Genomic DNA, 17,085 nt, shown 5'->3' with positions numbered 1-17,085 from the left:
CTTTCCACAAAAAAATTGCAGCTATACTGAAGAGGTTATTTTATGTCCAACCCAAGGAGGCGCCATGCTGGGTCTTGATGCACTGGAACTTGCCAGAATACAGTTCGCCTTCACCGTTTCTTTCCATATTATTTTTCCTGCAATCACCATAGGCTTGGCCAGTTACCTGGCGGTGCTGGAAGGGCTATGGCTGAAAACACGCAATGAAGCCTATCGCGACTTGTACCATTTCTGGTCGAAAATTTTTGCCGTCAACTTCGGCATGGGGGTGGTTTCGGGGCTGGTGATGGCCTATCAGTTCGGCACCAACTGGAGCTTCTTCTCCGAGTTCGCCGGCAGTATCACCGGCCCGTTGCTGACCTATGAAGTGCTGACCGCCTTCTTCCTGGAGGCCGGCTTCCTTGGGGTGATGTTGTTCGGTTGGAACCGCGTCGGCCCAGGGTTGCACTTCTTCGCGACCTGCATGGTGGCGCTGGGCACCCTGATTTCCACCTTCTGGATCCTGGCGTCCAACAGCTGGATGCAAACGCCGCAGGGCCACGAAATAATTAACGGCCAGGTGGTGCCGGTCGACTGGCTGAAAGTGATCTTCAACCCGTCATTCCCGTACCGTCTGTTGCATATGTCGACCGCCGCATTCCTTTCTTCGGCCTTCTTCGTGGGCGCTTCCGCCGCCTGGCATCTGCTGCGTGGGCGTGACACACCGGCAATGCGCAAAATGCTGTCGATGGCGATGTGGATGGCGCTGATCGTCGCGCCGGTACAAGCCCTGATTGGTGATGCACACGGCCTGAATACGCTGAAGTACCAGCCGGCGAAGATTGCCGCCATTGAAGGCCACTGGGAAAACCCGCCGGGAGAGGCGACGCCGCTGATCCTGTTCGGTTGGCCGGACATGGCGCGTGAAGAGACTCGCTTCAAGCTGGAAGTGCCCTATCTTGGCAGCCTGATCCTGACTCACAGCCTGACCGAACAGGTCCCGGCGCTGAAATCCTTCCCGCCGGAGGATCGCCCCAACTCCACCGTGGTGTTCTGGTCGTTCCGCATCATGGTGGCGCTGGGCATGCTGATGATCCTCGCCGGGGTTTGGAGCCTGTGGCTGCGCTGGCGCGGCGGGCTGTACCAGTCCCGCCCCTTCCTGTACTTCATCCTGTGGATGGGGCCATCCGGGTTGGTGGCGCTGCTGGCGGGTTGGTTCACCACCGAAATCGGCCGACAGCCGTGGGTGGTCTATGGTCTGCTGCGTACCAAAGATGCGGTTTCCGCGCACGGTGACCTGCACATGAGCATCAGCCTGCTGGCGTTTATCATCGTTTACTGTTCGGTGTTCGGCGTGGGGTACTCCTATATGATGCGTCTGATCCGTAAAGGACCGCAGCAGCATGAAAGCCATGAAGACGACACGGACGGCAGACCGGCTCGCCCGCTGTCTGCGGTAAAAGAAACTCTGGATGACAGGAGCTGAGCATGGGCATTGATCTTCCGCTGATTTGGTTTGTGATCATCGTGTTCAGCACCATGATGTACGTGGTAATGGACGGCTTTGATTTGGGTATCGGTATTCTGTTCCCTTGGGTCAAGGACAGCGGTGACCGCGATGTGATGATGAACACCGTAGCACCGGTTTGGGACGGTAACGAAACCTGGCTGGTGCTGGGCGGTGCGGCGCTGTTTGGTGCCTTCCCGTTGGCCTACGCGGTGATCCTCGATGCGCTGGCCATTCCGCTCACCCTGATGCTGTTCGGGCTGATCTTCCGCGGCGTGGCCTTTGAATTCCGCTTCAAGGCCAAGGAAGAAAAGCGGCATATCTGGGATAAGGCGTTTATCTGGGGCTCTCTCTTCGCCACCTTCAGTCAGGGGGTGGTGGTGGGCGCCATCATCAATGGCTTCCCGGTCAACGGCCGCAGCTATGCCGGTGGAGCCCTTGACTGGCTGACGCCGTTCGCGCTGTTTTGCGGGTTGGGGCTGGTGGTGACCTACGCACTGCTGGGCTGTACCTGGCTGGTAATGAAGACCGCCGGTGACCTGCAGGCTCGCATGTATCGGCTGGCGACGCCGCTGCTAGTCACTTTACTGCTGGTGTTGGCGGTGGTCAGTATCTGGACGCCGATTGCTCATCCCGAGATCGCCAGCCGCTGGTTTACGCTGCCGAACCTGTTCTGGCTGCTGCCGGTTCCGGTGCTGGTGTTACTCAGCGCCTGGGGGATCCAGCGCGGCGTGGACAACGCGGCGCACTATTCGCCGTTCTTGCTGACCCTGCTGCTGGTGTTCCTCGGCCTGAGCGGCTTGGGCATCAGCATCTGGCCGCTGCTGATCCCACCGTCCATCACCCTGTGGGACGCCGCCGCACCGCCGCAAAGCCTGGGCTTTATGCTGGTCGGCGCGCTGTTTATCATCCCGATTATTTTGGTCTACACCTTCTGGAGCTACTACGTGTTCCGCGGCAAGGTCAGCCATGAACAGGGTTACCATTGATGAGGGAAAACAGTATGCAAGATAAAACCGCAAGCGCACCGGCCCCCTGGTGGAAACGCGTTGGCTGGCTGGTGATTATCTGGAGCGCCAGCGTGCTGGGGCTGTTCCTGGTCGCCTCGATGTTCCGCCTGCTGATGACCGCCGCGGGCATGAAGTCGGAATAACCTGAGCGCTATCTGGCCGAGGTGTTGGGGAAGTAGAAGGAAATAACCAGCGTTACCAAGGGCAGCGCACCAATTTTCAACAGTTCGAACACTTGCCTGATAGGCTCGCTTTGATCCCAATAAGCGTGGGCGGTAAAAACGCCCACGCTTATCACGAAGATCCCGCATAGCACCTGGCGCGCCAAGCGCAAACGTTCCATTTCATCAAAGACCAACATCTGCTCCAGATAAACCCTACCGGCTTCATCGCGTAGATTGGTGTCTTCGATACTCATGGGAAGATCCCCACGACTTGCCCCACGGCCTCCAGCTCTTTGCCATTCTCCCGCACTATGCCAAGGGACGTCCCGTTCTGTTTCATCCAGTGCTTATCGGCTATGGCTATCAACGCAAAGGCCATCTTGATCACCTCGGTTTTCTCCATCCCATGGCGCCGGGCTATATCATTCAGATCGTCATCAATTTTATTGGATAAACGGATCGGCAAACTGCGCATACTCCACCTCCTGTGGCTGATTGTCAGTGATACAGAGTCTACGTGAGCCGCACAGTCTGTTCAATTAGCGAACTGCGTAACGTCTCGCAAATTCAATATGTTACAAGGTTTGCATTTATCAACGATCAGCTGACTTACGCCCCATCGCCCCGAGAAAACGTTGCTGCATGCCCAGTAACCTTTTCAGACTGAGGCATTGATAATCCAGGCCGTGCTGCGCGGCCACCTCGGCAATGATCTTGGCCAGCGCCGGGTAGTGCCGGTGATTCCAATGGGGAAATAGATGGTGCGTCAGGTGCAGGTTAGCCCCGCCAAGCCAATAGCCCAGCCACGCCGGAGAAGCTTGCCAGTCAAAGGTGGTGGCAAAAACGTGCTGGTACCAACCGTGCGCCAGCCGTCCCTGTTCGGGGGCCTGATAAAAGTTGGCCTTGGCCCAGTGGGTGCCGACAATCAGCATCACAAACACCAGTGACGACAGCATCTGGCTGAGCAGATAGGTCAGTAACACCATTCCGGCACTGACCGCCGGCGGCATCAGCCACAGAGGAATGGCCAGCGCCAGGGTAAAATGCGCCAGCTTGCCCAACAGGAAAATCCCCCACCCCTTCCGGCCCTGGAACATCATCTTCGGCGTCATACGCGTTTTACCGGCGCGATCCAGCCAGTCGAACAACCAGATGTAATAAGGGAAAGTCAGCGCCGCGACGATCGGCCAATAGTAGGGCTGCAGGCGCATAAATGCCTTGCGACGCTGGAACGGCGTTTGCCGCAATACGCCGTTAGGTTCAATATCCGGATCGTAACCTTCGATATTGTTATAGGCATGGTGGAAGATGACGTGCCGCACCCGCCAGCAGTCGGCATCCAGCCCCAAGGGCATACTGACGAAAAAGTTAAGCCAGTGATTCAACCGTGCGCGTTTGAAAACGGCATTATGCGAGGCGTCGTGCACCACATTGATCGTCAGCATCATGGCGGAAAAAATAAAGCCGACATAGCAGCCAAAGTAAGCCCAGAAATGTTGCTGCTGCAGGCTCAGTGCGTAAAAACCGGCGCACAACAGTATTAGCGCCAACAGCTTGGCGAACATTCTGCCGTCGGCAAAACGGTGATCGCCGCGCGTCGCCAGGTAGGCCTGGCTGGCCCGCATCAGGTCCTGGTGGATCTCACTCGCCTCTCGCTGGAACGCCAAGGGCGGTAGCGGTGTGGTGTCCGGCATTTTCATTGCGGTGGTTGCCCCATGGCGCGTAAAAAACGTTGCTGCTGTCGCAATAATTCACGATAGCCGATGCAGCGATAATCCATGTTGTGACTTGCTGCCACCTCCGCCAGTATGACGGCCAGCGCCGGATAATGACGATGATTCCAGCCGGGGAACAAATGGTGGGTCAGGTGATAATTCAGCCCGCCGGTCAGATGGTGCAGCCACTTCGGCGAGGTTTCCCAATCGCAGGCGGTGGCGAAGTTATGCCGATACCACCCCTGCGGCATCTGGCCGCCTGCCGGCAGCGCATAAAATTCAGCCTGCGCCCAGTGGGTCCCCAACAGCAAAAACACCACCCACAGCGAGGCCAGCATTTGGCTCAGCAGATAGGCGACCAGCACCGTTGGCCAGCCGATGCCATTTTGTTGCCCCACCACCAACGGGATCGCCAGCACCAGCAACAGATGACCTATTTTCCCGGCAATGAACACCGCCCAGCCCTTGCGTCCGGGCAATACGCCCTTCGCCGCCAGCGGCGTCTTGCCCAAGCGATCCGACCAATCGAACACCAGCGCAATGTACGGCAGCGACAGCGCGGCAATCAGCGGCCAGTAAAGGTGCTGATAGCGCATATAGGCTCGCCAGCGCTGAAACGGGGTTTGGCGAAAGAAACCGTTCTCTTCCGTATCCAGATCGTAATGTTCGACGTTGGCATACACATGGTGATAGCTGACGTGTCGGGTTCGCCAGTAATCCGGATCGACGCCCAGCGGCAGAGTCATCAGCCGCCCGACCAGACGATTGACCCACGGCGTGCGGGCGAAGGCGTTGTGTGATGCATCGTGATTAACGTTGACGTTCAGCAACATGCCCATCATGACAAAAGCGAAGTAACACAGCATAAAGGCCAAAGGCCGGTGCTGCATCAAACTGAGCAGGTAGAAGCCCACGCAAAGCAGCAGCAAAATCGTGGCCTTGGCCCAACGGGCCGCATCGGCAAAACGGTGATCGTCGCGACCGCTCAGATAAGCATGCGCCCGTCGTTTCAATTCCCGATGAAACGCCTGTTCCCCCTCAGCGGGAAAACTCAGCGGCGGCAAATCAGCCATACGCGGCCTCCTTTTGGCGTCCCCAGCCGACCGCGACAGCGCAACCGTGAACCACAATGACACCGGCCAGGCTCCACCAGAATACGGACTGCCCATCGGGCACTTTCAATAACCACAAGGGGAAAGCCAGCGTCACCAACAGCCAAACGCCTACGCCCCAGCGGCGACCTTCAGCCATCCCTCCCAAGGCGATCGCCCCGGTCGCCAACAGCACAAACAACGCCGCCTGCTCGCCGGTCACCCCGTCATAGCCGTAACCAAAACGATAAACATAGCCCAGCACCAGAGCAAACAGCAGCATGGCCCCGCTCACCAGGCACCCGGCGGAACAGCGGAAACGCCCGCTCTGGGTCGAAGGTTGGAAAGGCAGCTTGAAATAGCGCATAAACGGCAGGTTACTGGCCCAAAACGGATTGGCGGAAGATTTGTCGCCACGCACGCCATAGGTAAAAGGTTCCGTCGGCAGAGCCGGGCAAAAGGTGCCAAACAGCTTGTCCCAGAAGATAAAGCTGCCGCCGAAATTCCGGTTGGAATAGGCCAGGTCTTTAACGTGGTGCACCCGGTGATGCGCCGGCGTCACCAGAATGTGCTCCAGAAAGCCGAGTTTTGGGGTCACCGAATTATGGTTAAACAGCTGAATGCTGTAATGCAGGATAGAAACGGTGATAAACACCGACAGCGGCACGCCCGCCAACGCCAACAGCATAAAGAACGGGATGGAGGTCAGTGACGAATACCACGAGTTGCGCACGCCCAGTGACAGATTGAAATGCTCGCCCTGGTGATGCACCACATGCACCGCCCACAGCAGGCGGAAACGGTGGTGTAACCGGTGCAGCCAGTAAAAACCGAAATCCCAGGCCAGAATCGCAAACAGCCACATCAGCACCGGCGGCCAACCGTCCAGCCAGCCCTGATTGAAATGCGTGACCACGTAGCCGTAGCAGGCAATTTCCAAACCGCGAAACAGCCACAGCATGATATGCCCGGAGTTGAGGTTGAAAATCACGTCATGCCAATCGACGCTGCCCTTGCGCCGCCACTGCAGCCACAGGGCTTCCCCCAGCACCACCAACAGCATAAACACGATAGGTATCACCAGATCGATCATGACTCTTCCCCCTGCCGTACGCCCCAGCCAATCCATTGAACTCGCTGGCAGACGTAGCCCACGCCCCACGCCAACGCCGCCCCACTGAGCAAATCTACAAACAGGTGGCGACGCAATTGCAAGATGGAAAAGGCAATCGCCAGCCCCCAGACGATCAGCAACGCGCTGCGCAGTTTTTTATGGCTTTCCGCCGCCGCCCACACCGCCAATACCGTCAAGGCGATATGCAGTGAAGGCAGGCAGTTTTGCGACGAATCAACGCCGATCAGCGCCGCCAGCAAATCAGCACTCACCGAACCCGGCTGAACGCGCGGATAGTCCATCGTCGTCGGCCACAGCAGATAAATGGCGCCCGCCAGCAAGGCGCTGAGCTGCATGGTACTTCTGAGCCATTTTAGCCGGTTCAACGGGCAAAGCAGATAGCACAGCGGGATAATCAGGAAAAACGACAGATACAGCCAGATGGCATGCGGGCTGAACGGGATCGCCCGGTCAACCCAGCCGGGCGTCAGCAAGTGGCCGGCACCTTGCCAGCGATCGCTGCCGTGGTAGATAACCCCGACAAATCCCCACCCCAGCAACATCTGCCACAGGCGATAAACAACGATTTTCATCCGGCCTCCGGCAAGCGAACAATGCGGCGGCGCTTGGCATCGAACTGCGGCATGATCGCCTGCGTTTGCAGGTGCCACGCCAGTTGCTCCGTGGCAATACCTTGCTGTTCGAACAGCGCGATCAATTGCCGTTGGCAGCTCGCCAACGCCTCCTGGTTGCAATCGGCCGTCAGATACAGCTCACTGCCGCCCTGCTGCTTCAGCCGGTAATCCGCTACCGCCGGCAACGCATTGGCTATCACGCGGCGGCACAGGTCGGCGAAGACCTGCTGCGTTGCGCCCTGCCTGGCCGGCAACAGCAGTTGGTCATCGCAGCGCCCTTCGATACGATCCAATGCCATGGTCGCCTGCCCGCAGGGACAGGGTTGTTCGCGCTTCACCAGAATATCGTCCAGGCGATAGCGCACTATCGGTTGGGTACGGCGGGTAAAATCGGTAATCAACGGGGTAAAACGCCGTTCGTCGATCCACTGAGGTTCGACATGAATAAACTCTTCGTTCAGATGCAAAGTGCCGTGGCTGCAGGTCGCGGCCAAAAAACCTTCGGTGGCTTGATACACTTCCCCCACCTGCGCAAACACCCGTTGCAAACGTTGGCGATCCTGCGGTTCCAGCACTTCGGCCACTGAAATCACTTTTTTGACGCTGAGCTTGAGTTCACCGCGTTCAACGGCATCCGCCAGGGCGCACAACACCTGGGCCGGCGCCACGATAATCGTCGGCTGTCCACGCTCAATCTGCGGCAAATGTTCGGCAAAGGGAGCGAACAGATCGTAAAACGACAGGCTCAGCCAACGGTTATTGACGCTGTGGTACAGGTTGTTGTCGGCCCGCAGGAACAGCGCGACCTTCTCCCCGGCAAATACCCCCTGCGGCAACATTTTTGCCAGCATGCCCCCGGCCCAAATCTGCTGCTCCTGGGGGCTGACGACGAACACGCCGCGCCGCCCAGAGGTGCCGGTAGATAAACCGACGCTGTAGTTGCCCACTTTAGGGCTGAAATCGCGATCGCTTTCGCTGCGCCGGGCACAGGCCAAAAGCTCCTCCAATCGCAGACCAGCGGTGTTCATCCTATCGAAATTGGCCATCATCACCGCCTTGTCCATCGTTGGCCACTCGGTCAGGGGCAATGCACTATAGGGCTGAAAATAGGGGCTGCTCGCCAATACGCGCCGGGCAAACCGCTTCAACTGGCGCGCCTGATAGGCCTCCAGCGCCGCCCGTTGGGTAAAGCGCAGTCGCCGCGCACGCAGGTAGTGCCATAGCGTCATCAGCGGGATCATAAATCCCCCTCATGACACAGGCGGATCTCCGCAGCGCCGCCAAGATAGAGCTGGTTGAGCGCGCCCAGGGTGTCGTAATAGCTGCGCGGATTGTCCATGATCAGGTTAGCCAACCGCGAAGGGCCACGCAGTTGCTGATAGTTCAGCGGCGACCAGGCGGCGTCGCTGGCCAGCAACGTCCAGCCGGCATCGGTCAGCACAAAGGCCCCAAGGTGCCCGGCGGCGTGCCCCGGCAGCGGCACGATAACGATTTCTCCGTCGCTGCCCGGCAGCGCATAGCCCTGTTGGAAAGGGGCCAATGCGGCAGGCAGGCTTTGCAGCGGAAATCCCTCGACGAACTGCAGCGCAGATTCAAAACCTTCCGGAATCAATCCGGGCACAAACGCCCTTTTTAACGCGGCAAAACCGCGCAGCTCTCGGGTTTGCTGCCACCCTTCGCCGGAACAAATCATCTTCAGGCTGCTGAAGTCTTGCAGACCGGCAATGTGGTCCGCATGAAAGTGCGAAATGATCACCGCCTCGATATCGCCAGTGTTCAGCCCCAGACTGCGCAACTGTTCCAACAGGGCCTGCTGCGGACTGAAATAGACCGGCGTCACCTGGCGATAAAGCCGAAAAATGCCGCTGGCGGTGTAATGCTCAAAATGGCTGGCATAACCGGTATCCCACAGCCAGCGGCGCTCGCCGACCTCCAGCAGATAGGCCCGGGAAGGAAATTTACAGGTGCGCATCGCCGAACCACGCAGCGCCATGCAACCCAGATGAGTGCAATAACCGATTTCAAAGGTAGTGATATTAGCCATCTGCGCTCATCTCTTGCTGCTTTAGCCACTGCGCCGTCAGTTCGATCCCCTGCTCCAGACTGTAGCGCGGCCGATAACCCAGCACCTCTATCGCCCGGGTGTTATCCAGCGTCATGTCGAAATAGGCCGCCGCAACGCTATAGCGGGTCAGCATCGGTTCTTTGCGGGTGACGTGGGCCAACAGCTCCATCCCCGTAGCAACGCCCGACAATAAGGGATATGGCACCGCCTTGACGGCGTATTGCCAGCCCAACTGCCGGTTGAGCAGTTGGTGCAACATATCGGCCAGCCGCTGCGGCTGTTGGTTGGTGATATTGAAAATACTGCCGGAGGGCAAGCCTGGTTGACGGCTGGCCAGATCCATCGCATGCACCACGTTGAGCACAAAGGTGAGATCCAGATAAGCGGAACCGCCGGCCGGCAAACGCAGCACGCCTTTATCGCGCCGCAGCTGCGCCAGTATCCTTGGCACGATGACCCGGTCATGGGGACCGAACAGGCCGCGAGGGCGCAAGATCAGGTAGGTGGTGTGCGGAAAGGCGGACACCTCCGCCGCAATGCTCTGTTCGGCAACAAACTTGCTGGCGGCATAATGATTGGCGAAGCGTCGGGAAATATCCGCCTCGGTGACGTTGTGGCGGTGACTGAAATCGAAATAAACCGCCGGCGTCGAAATATGGATAAACCGCTGAACCCCGCAACGTCCGGCGGCGCCGGCGAGTTTTTCCGTCACGCGGGTATTGGCCTGCTCAAACGCCTCGCGGCTGCCCCAGGGTGAAGATTTTGCGGCACAGTGCCAGACGATGTCATGGCCCGCCATTAACTGCTCACACTGCCCGTCGTCGGCGAGGGTCAGATCCAGCGCGGAAAACCTGGCGCCCAGTGCCGCCAACTGCCGCCCAGCGGCAATATCCCGTCCGGTGGCATGCACCTGATGCCCGGCGGCCAACAGCCACTCGGCGGCGTTACGCCCCAGCCCGCTGGTCGCTCCGGTCACCAGCACCTTCATGGCAGCAGTACCATGCCGCCCAACGTCAAACCGGCGGCGGTGCCGATCAGCATCACCGGACCTTCGGCGTTCAACCTGCCGGTTATTGCCGCTTCGTGCAGGGTCGAAGGGATGGAAGCCGCCACCTGATTGCCCCGGTAACGATAGATATCCACCAGGGCCTGCGGGGAAACATGCAGCCGCTTGCGCATATGTTCCAAAGAGAGATGGCTGGCCTGATGCGGCACCACGGTGGCAATTTGTGTCAGGTTCAGCCCCGCGGCCGACAGCAAGCGGCCAAGGAAGCTTTCGATCAGCGCAGAAGCCTGGCGGAACAGCTGCTTGCCCTTCATATGGAACAGAAAGTCACTGTCGTTCATGCCGGCACGCGGATTACAGCGCGTCCCCCCGGCCCTGATTTCACACAGATCGCTGCCTTCCGGGTGGGTTTCCATCAGGTAGGACAAAATACCGCTACGCCCGTCACCGCGTTCGACAATGGCACAGGCCGCGCCATCACCGAAGATCAATGAAGACTCTTCGTCTTCCCAGTCTATACCGCGCGAAGCAATATCGGCAGAGACAATGGCAATACGCCGATAAACGCCCGTATTGAGTAACCCCGCCGCCACCTGCAATGCGGAAATAAAACTCACGCAGCTGGTGTTGATATCAAAGCCCGCAATACCCGGCCGCAGTCGGGCCAGTTTTAGAATATGGGCGGCGCTGAAAGGCAACGCCTGCACCGCGATGGCCGAAGCGGAGATCAGCAGATCGATGGAGTCCCGCGGGATCGCATGGCGGGCAAGGGCATCATCCAACGCAGCGACGGCCAATTCGGCCTGGCTGGCCTCGTTGTCGGCATGGAAACGATGAATAATGCCCGAACGTTTTTCCACGTAACCGGCTGACTTGTTCAGGCGACGGTCCAGCGCAGAGGATTCGACGCACTGCGGCGGCAACGCCGCGCCGGTCGCAATAATTTTAAGAGGCAATAAGCTTTGGGAAAGGCTATTTAGGGTCATTATCGTTGTTCAGCCTGCTTGTCCATTATTCTGTTGGCCAACTATCAAGCACGGTTAATGATTCAAACCCCGCTATCCTCAGCCATACCCTTGTTTGACATCAGCATAAAGAAAAACCCAAGTGGCATTCTTACTGATTGATTCCGTTCATTTAACTGAGCCGATAAATCACGTCTGTTTATCCGGCCACAGCCTAGAGCAAGGTTGAACGGAGGTCTATAGGAACTCACTCAGGGGAGATAAATTAAGAATAGGCGGAAAACAACCGGGAAGCCCAAAAGCGGATGAAGCATCGTAAAAACCGCGGAGAACCGTGTGTTTCAGCACCCCCGCCGCCGCACGGGTTTATCCAACCTGCACTATACTCCTTGCCCGTCATCTGTTATTAACTGGCGACGCCCGGGCTCGGCCTCTTGCCGAACCCGGTCTTTTCGAGGAAATACCATGCAAAAATCCCACGCTCACCGTAAACACCTGACCCGCACCGAGGTCAATCGCCTGTTGCAACAGGCCGCCGCCGGCCGCGCCCCCGAACGGGACAGCTGCCTGATTTGGATGGGCTTTATCCACGGCTGTCGCGTCAGTGAACTCAACAGCCTGCGCATCAACGACCTGGACATGGACAGCGGCAGTCTCTACATCAACCGCCTCAAAAACGGCCTCTCCACCATCCACCCGCTGGAAGCCACCGAGAAAACCCTGCTGGCCCGCTGGCTGGAAAAACGCCCGTCGTACCGCAACCTGGAAGACGAAGAGTGGCTGTTCCTGTCGCAAAAGGGCTACCGCCTGTCACGCCAGCGCATCTACCGCATGCTGCAGGCCTATGGCAGGCAGGCCGGGCTGACGGTCGCCGCCCACCCCCATATGCTGCGCCATGCCTGCGGCTATGCCCTGGCCGATAACGGCGCCGACACCCGGGTGATTCAGGATTATTTGGGCCACCGCAATATTCAGCATACCGTGCTGTATACCGCTGCCAATGCAGGACGATTTAAACATTTGTGGGAGGAGGACGGACCGGACGAAAATGAAGCGAAAAATGTAACCTTTTGAACCAAACTGTCACATAAGCTAATTTTCCCCTGAAAAAATGTCAATACCTGTCTGCATTTCCTTTTGACTCCCCCTTCAACTATTAGAATATCAATTAGTTACCCATAAAATCCTCTGCACTCATATTTACCCGCGTTATGCCACTCCCCCTCAAAAAACGGCTGCTGCTTCCTTCGCATACTTAAACGAATAAATAAAACCTGGTCATTCGCACTGAATAAACACCGTCCATGGTGTTTTACGCTATTTCAGGTGGCTAATGACGCCATTATCCGCACGAAAAACGCAATGTAACAGTTTGGTTCAAAAAGTTGCCTTTTTAACGCAGGAAAACCGCCGGACCAAACGACAAAAAAGGAAACCCTTTCAACGGGTTAATGGAATCGCTGTGCTGAGTCACAGGCATCAAGGAATTATGCTCATGAAAAAAACATTACTGGTCACCACCCTGGCCGCAACCGCCATCCTGTCCACCTCTTCTGCCTTCGCCGCTGACGGTACCGTCAACTTCACCGGCTCCATCACCGACACCGCCTGCGTGGTCGATACCGCGAGCGCCAACCTGACGGTACCGCTGGGCAAAATCAGCGCCAAAGCCTTCGGCGCGGCCGGTGCCACTGGCCCGGCCACCAAGTTCACCCTGGTGGTCAAGTCCTGCCCGGAGGTTGCCACCGCCAAAGTCAACTTCGACGGTATCCCGGTCAGCGGCGATAACAACGTGCTGGCGCTCACCACCGGCACCGGCGTGGCCACCGGCGTCGGCGTGCAAATCTCCGACAAGGACGGTAACCCGGTCCCGCTGCGCGGCCTGTCCGGCAGCTATGACCTGAAAAAAGGTGACCCGGCGGACACCGCCAAAGACGTGACCAACGCGCTGGACTTCACCGCCCGCTATATCGCCACCGCCGCCAGCGTCGGGGCCGGTATCGCCAATACCAGCGCCAACTTCACCATCGTCTACAACTGAGTGCTCTGTCAGGACGGCGTTTGCCGTCCTTTTTTGACGTCCCCTTCTGGAGACCACCGCATGAAATACCGCTTTGCCGCGCTGTGCAGCGGCCTGATGATGCTCAGCAGTCTGGCGCAGGCCGGCGTGGTGGTTGGCGCCACCCGGCTGGTGTACGACGGCGACAAGAAAGAGTCCTCGCTCAGCGTCAATAACCCCGACGCGCTGCCCTACCTGATCCAATCCTGGGTCGAGCCGCAGGAAGGCAGCACTGAAAAGGCCCCCTTTATCCTTACCCCACCGCTGTTTCGTCTGGACGCCGGCCGGCAGAACGTGCTGCGCGTGGTGCGCGTCGGCGGTACCCTGCCGGAAGACCGCGAAAGCCTGTACTGGCTGAATGTCAAAACCATCCCCTCGACAGAGCGGCGCGACAACACCCTGCAGATTGCCGTCAAAACCCGCATCAAGCTGATTTATCGCCCGGCCGCCCTGAAAGGACTGCCCGACGACGTGGCCGGCCAGCTGACCTGGCGCCGTCAGGGTGCGCGGCTGGCGGTCAGCAACCCCACGCCGTTTTACATGAACTTCCAGAGCGTCAGGGTCAACGGTCAGGAGGTGAAGGACAGCACCTATGTGGCACCGCACGCCACCGCCACCTTTACCCTGCCGACGGACGCGGGCAGCGCCGTCAGCTGGCGGGTCATCAATGACTTTGGCGGCATTGGCACGCTGCAGCAGGGCCGGCTGCAGGAGTAAGCGACCGGAGGTTCCTCACCCTCAGGGCGCTTTGCGGCCCCAATAACAAGGAAGTGACGTGAGAAGACAACAGAAACGGAGAACGGCGGTTCCCCGCCGGCTGGCGCTGCTGATTGCGCTGGCCCTCGGTAATCCGGCGCAGGCGCGGGACTACTTCAACCCGGCGCTGCTGGAGCTGGACGGCCCGCAGCAGGGGGTCACCAGCCTGGCAACCTTTGAAGAGAACGGCAGCCAGCTACCGGGCGACTACCGGGTTGATATTCTGGTGAACGACCAGCAGGTCGACAGCCGGATGCTGACCTTTACCGCCGGGGCCGACGGCCAGGGGCTGCAACCCTGCCTGAGCCTGGCCGACCTGGCCGCGTACGGCGTACGGGTAGCCCAGTTCCCGGCGCTCGGCACCCCGGAGGCCGCCTGCGCCGACCTGGCCGCCATCCCGCAGGCGTCGGCACGCCTGCTGTTCGACAGCCAGCAGCTGGCGCTGAGCATTCCCCAGGCCGCACTGGCCCGGCAGCCGCGCGGCTACGTGCCGCCGTCGCAGTGGGACGAAGGCATCACCGCCCTGCTGCTCAACTACAGCCTCAGCGGCGCCAGCAGCACCACAACCCAAAACGGGAGCGGCGGCAACCAAAACAGCAACAGCCAGTATGCCAACCTGCGCCCCGGCCTGAATATCGGCCCCTGGCGGCTGCGCAACTACACCACCTGGAGCCGCAGCAGCGACGGCCAGGACCAGTGGAGTACGGTGTACACCTACGCCCAGCGTAACCTGGTGGGCCTGCGCAGCCAGCTGACCCTGGGCGACAGCAATGCCCCGGCCGAGGTATTTGACGCGGTGCCGTTTCGCGGCGTGCAGCTGGCGTCGGATGACGAGATGCTGCCCGACAGCCTGCGCGGCTACGCCCCGGTGGTGCGCGGTATCGCCCGCACTAACGCCCAGGTGGTGGTGCGCCAGAACGGCTATGAAATCTACCGCACCTTTGTCGCCCCCGGCGCCTTTGTGATTAACGACATGTACCCCACCGGCGGCAGCGGGGATTTGCAGGTGACCGTCAAAGAGGCCGACGGCAGCGAACAGCACCTGGTGGTGCCCTTCGCGTCCCTGCCGGTGCTGCAGCGCGAAGGCCGGCTGAAGTACAGCCTGACCGGCGGGCAATACCGCAGCTACGACAACAGCGTCGACAAAAGCGCCCTGGTGCAGGGCACCGTCATCTACGGCATGCCGTGGAACACCACCCTGTATGGCGGGGTGCAGGCGGCACAGCATTATCAGGCCGCGGCGCTGGGGGTCGGCAACAACCTTGGCGACTGGGGCGCGTTGTCGCTGGACATGACCCAGTCACGCAGCCAGCCCAACGGCAAGGCTACCGTCGGCGGCCAGTCCTGGCGGGCCCGCTACAGCAAGAACCTGGTGCAGACCGGCACCAACTTTGCCATCGCCGGCTACCGCTACTCCACCGCCGGGTTTTATTCCCTGCCCGAGGTGCTGGACGGCTGGCGCAGCGGGGCAACCCCGCTGTGGATGAACGAGCGGCGGCGCAACCGGGCCGAACTGAGCATGAACCAGCAACTGGGCAGCAACGGCGGCACCTTGTCGCTCAGCGCGGTGCGGGAAGACTACTGGAACAGCGAACGCAGCCTGGCGTCGCTGGGGCTGGGCTACAGCAACAGCTGGCGCGGCATCAGCTACGGCATTAACTGGAGCCTTAACCGCAATACCCAGGGAACGACCCGCAGCAACGACCAGCAGATTGCCCTGAACATCAACGTGCCGCTGAGCCTGTGGGACAACAACAGCGCCTGGGTCAACTACAGCCTGAACAACGCCAAGGGCGGCGCCACCAGCCACAACCTGGGGCTGAGCGGCATGGCACTGGCGGACAACAACCTGAGCTGGGGCGTGCAGCAAACCTATGGCAGCCGCGGGCAGGGCTATGGCGGCAACGCCAATCTGGATTATCGCGGCACCTACGGCGAAGTGACCGGCGGCTATGGCTATGACAAAAACAGCCGCCGGCTCAATTACGGGCTGAGCGGCAGCGTGGTGGCGCACGCCAACGGCATCACGCTGGGCCAGCCGCTGGGGGACACCGCCGCCCTGGTGGCGGCGCCTGGGGCATCAGGGGCGACGGTCACCAACCAGACCGGGGTGCGCACCGACTGGCGCGGCTATGCGCTGGTGCCTTACCTGTCGCCGTACCGGCGCAGCGAGGTGGCGCTGGATGCGGGGACGCTGGCGGAGGACGTGGACCTGCCGCAGAGCAGCCAGCGGGTGACGCCGACGCGCGGGGCGCTGGTGCGGGCGGACTTCCGGCCGCGGGTCGGCGCCCGGGCGCTGATAACCCTGACGCAGGCCAACGGCCAGTCGGTGCCCTTTGGTGCCACGGTCAGCGATGCCGACCAGAGTACGGCACAGGGCAGCATTGTTGGCGATGGCGGCCAGGTGTACCTCAGTGGCCTGGCTCCACAGGGGAGCCTGCAGGCGAAATGGGGGAATGGCAACGGCGAGCGATGTCGAGTGGATTATCAATTGCCAAGCACACTACCGCAGGGCGGCGTGGTGCAAACAAATGGGGTGTGTCAATGAGCATGAAAATAGTGAAACGTAACACAGCCAAAAACAGGCTATTTATCGTTCAAAAAATCATACCGTTCTGCGTACTAATTGCTTTGGTATTAGGGAACAATAGCAGCGCAATCGCCGGATGTTGGGGAGGCCCCACAACACAGATAATGCATCTGTCGCTGCCGGCCAGTTTGGTTGTGCAACGCGATACCGCCCCAGGTACGGTGATTTGGTCCAGCGAAAGCACTCCGGCAGGTTCAGTTTTTATAAGTATTTTTTGCGCTTATAGCTCATACACGGAGGCTTCTCGGTATGCAAATGCACAATCCCTGGTTGCGGATACAACGATGTTTTCCAGAGCAATATCCCGGGCATTGGGTTCCGGGTGCGAAGTATAGGCATTTTTGCACAGTGGAATCCTGTCCCCACAAGCAACACTTACACCCCCCCTAGTGGGCAACAATATACATATTACGCCAAAGACCTGCTGTT

The 17,085-nt window shown here is 59.4% G+C and carries 17 protein-coding genes; 7 read left to right on the top strand and 10 right to left on the bottom strand.

Going from position 1 to position 17,085, the window contains the following annotated elements; all coding sequences use genetic code 11:
* Positions 1-64: 64 nt before the first annotated feature.
* From H5P17_RS06315 to H5P17_RS06305, 3 genes are read left to right on the top strand one after another with little or no spacing between them, the layout of a single operon-like run.
* On the top strand, positions 65-1,465 hold the full coding sequence (locus tag H5P17_RS06315) for a cytochrome ubiquinol oxidase subunit I (protein ID WP_044551969.1): 1,401 nt from the start codon (positions 65-67) through the stop codon (positions 1,463-1,465).
* A gap of 2 nt (positions 1,466-1,467) precedes the next feature.
* Positions 1,468-2,475, top strand: coding sequence for a cytochrome d ubiquinol oxidase subunit II (gene cydB, locus H5P17_RS06310; protein WP_182821936.1), 1,008 nt, complete (start codon positions 1,468-1,470; stop codon positions 2,473-2,475).
* Between the two features lie 14 nt (positions 2,476-2,489).
* Entirely contained in the window at positions 2,490-2,639 is a 150-nt protein-coding gene (locus tag H5P17_RS06305; RefSeq protein ID WP_071827050.1) for a DUF2474 domain-containing protein, read from the top strand.
* A gap of 8 nt (positions 2,640-2,647) precedes the next feature.
* On the opposite strand, the gene H5P17_RS06300 is transcribed toward H5P17_RS06305, so the two are convergent.
* The 10 genes from H5P17_RS06300 to H5P17_RS06255 all read right to left on the bottom strand — a co-directional run bounded on the left by H5P17_RS06300 (position 2,648) and on the right by H5P17_RS06255 (position 11,272).
* Positions 2,648-2,914 (bottom strand): hypothetical protein, encoded by a 267-nt coding sequence (locus tag H5P17_RS06300; protein WP_182821934.1) that lies wholly within the window; start codon positions 2,912-2,914, stop codon positions 2,648-2,650.
* Positions 2,911-3,135 (bottom strand): hypothetical protein, encoded by a 225-nt coding sequence (locus H5P17_RS06295; RefSeq protein WP_182821932.1) that lies wholly within the window; start codon positions 3,133-3,135, stop codon positions 2,911-2,913. The genes H5P17_RS06300 and H5P17_RS06295 overlap by 4 nt, the downstream gene beginning before the upstream one ends.
* 118 nt (positions 3,136-3,253) lie before the next feature.
* Positions 3,254-4,354, bottom strand: a complete 1,101-nt coding sequence (locus tag H5P17_RS06290) for an acyl-CoA desaturase (protein ID WP_182822110.1) — start codon at positions 4,352-4,354, stop codon at positions 3,254-3,256.
* A gap of 2 nt (positions 4,355-4,356) precedes the next feature.
* Positions 4,357-5,448, bottom strand: coding sequence for an acyl-CoA desaturase (locus tag H5P17_RS06285; protein ID WP_182821931.1), 1,092 nt, complete (start codon positions 5,446-5,448; stop codon positions 4,357-4,359).
* Complete coding sequence (locus H5P17_RS06280) at positions 5,441-6,559, bottom strand: sterol desaturase family protein (protein ID WP_182821929.1); 1,119 nt, start codon at positions 6,557-6,559, stop codon at positions 5,441-5,443. Before H5P17_RS06280 ends, H5P17_RS06285 begins: the two co-directional genes overlap by 8 nt.
* Complete coding sequence (locus H5P17_RS06275; protein WP_044551975.1) at positions 6,556-7,173, bottom strand: phosphatase PAP2 family protein; 618 nt, start codon at positions 7,171-7,173, stop codon at positions 6,556-6,558. The genes H5P17_RS06280 and H5P17_RS06275 overlap by 4 nt, the downstream gene beginning before the upstream one ends.
* A complete protein-coding gene (locus H5P17_RS06270; RefSeq protein WP_182821927.1) occupies positions 7,170-8,456 on the bottom strand; it encodes a F390 synthetase-related protein in 1,287 nt (428 codons plus the stop codon). The genes H5P17_RS06275 and H5P17_RS06270 overlap by 4 nt, the downstream gene beginning before the upstream one ends.
* Complete coding sequence (locus H5P17_RS06265) at positions 8,453-9,259, bottom strand: MBL fold metallo-hydrolase (RefSeq protein ID WP_182821925.1); 807 nt, start codon at positions 9,257-9,259, stop codon at positions 8,453-8,455. The genes H5P17_RS06270 and H5P17_RS06265 overlap by 4 nt, the downstream gene beginning before the upstream one ends.
* Positions 9,252-10,268: an NAD(P)-dependent oxidoreductase gene (locus H5P17_RS06260; protein ID WP_182821923.1), complete on the bottom strand. Its 1,017-nt coding sequence runs from the start codon at positions 10,266-10,268 to the stop codon at positions 9,252-9,254. Before H5P17_RS06260 ends, H5P17_RS06265 begins: the two co-directional genes overlap by 8 nt.
* Positions 10,265-11,272 (bottom strand): 3-oxoacyl-[acyl-carrier-protein] synthase III C-terminal domain-containing protein, encoded by a 1,008-nt coding sequence (locus H5P17_RS06255; RefSeq protein WP_182821921.1) that lies wholly within the window; start codon positions 11,270-11,272, stop codon positions 10,265-10,267. Before H5P17_RS06255 ends, H5P17_RS06260 begins: the two co-directional genes overlap by 4 nt.
* 444 nt (positions 11,273-11,716) lie before the next feature.
* On the opposite strand from H5P17_RS06255, the gene H5P17_RS06250 reads away from it, so the two are divergent.
* The 4 genes from H5P17_RS06250 to H5P17_RS06235 all read left to right on the top strand — a co-directional run bounded on the left by H5P17_RS06250 (position 11,717) and on the right by H5P17_RS06235 (position 16,614).
* Positions 11,717-12,325 carry a tyrosine-type DNA invertase gene (locus tag H5P17_RS06250; RefSeq protein ID WP_182821919.1) on the top strand — a complete coding sequence of 203 codons (609 nt, stop codon included), beginning with the start codon at positions 11,717-11,719 and terminating at the stop codon, positions 12,323-12,325.
* Positions 12,326-12,746: 421 nt separating this feature from the next.
* Positions 12,747-13,292, top strand: a complete 546-nt coding sequence (locus H5P17_RS06245) for a fimbrial protein (RefSeq protein WP_182821917.1) — start codon at positions 12,747-12,749, stop codon at positions 13,290-13,292.
* 60 nt (positions 13,293-13,352) lie between these two features.
* Complete coding sequence (locus H5P17_RS06240; protein WP_182821915.1) at positions 13,353-14,027, top strand: molecular chaperone; 675 nt, start codon at positions 13,353-13,355, stop codon at positions 14,025-14,027.
* 58 nt (positions 14,028-14,085) lie between these two features.
* Positions 14,086-16,614, top strand: coding sequence for a fimbria/pilus outer membrane usher protein (locus H5P17_RS06235; protein WP_182821913.1), 2,529 nt, complete (start codon positions 14,086-14,088; stop codon positions 16,612-16,614).
* Positions 16,615-17,085 lie beyond the last annotated feature (471 nt).

Source organism: Serratia sp. OS31, assembly GCF_014164835.1.
GTDB classification, from domain to species: domain Bacteria; phylum Pseudomonadota; class Gammaproteobacteria; order Enterobacterales; family Enterobacteriaceae; genus Serratia; species Serratia liquefaciens_A.
Note: the sequence above shows the minus strand (reverse complement) of the source record. Positions and strands in the feature narration are given on the sequence as shown.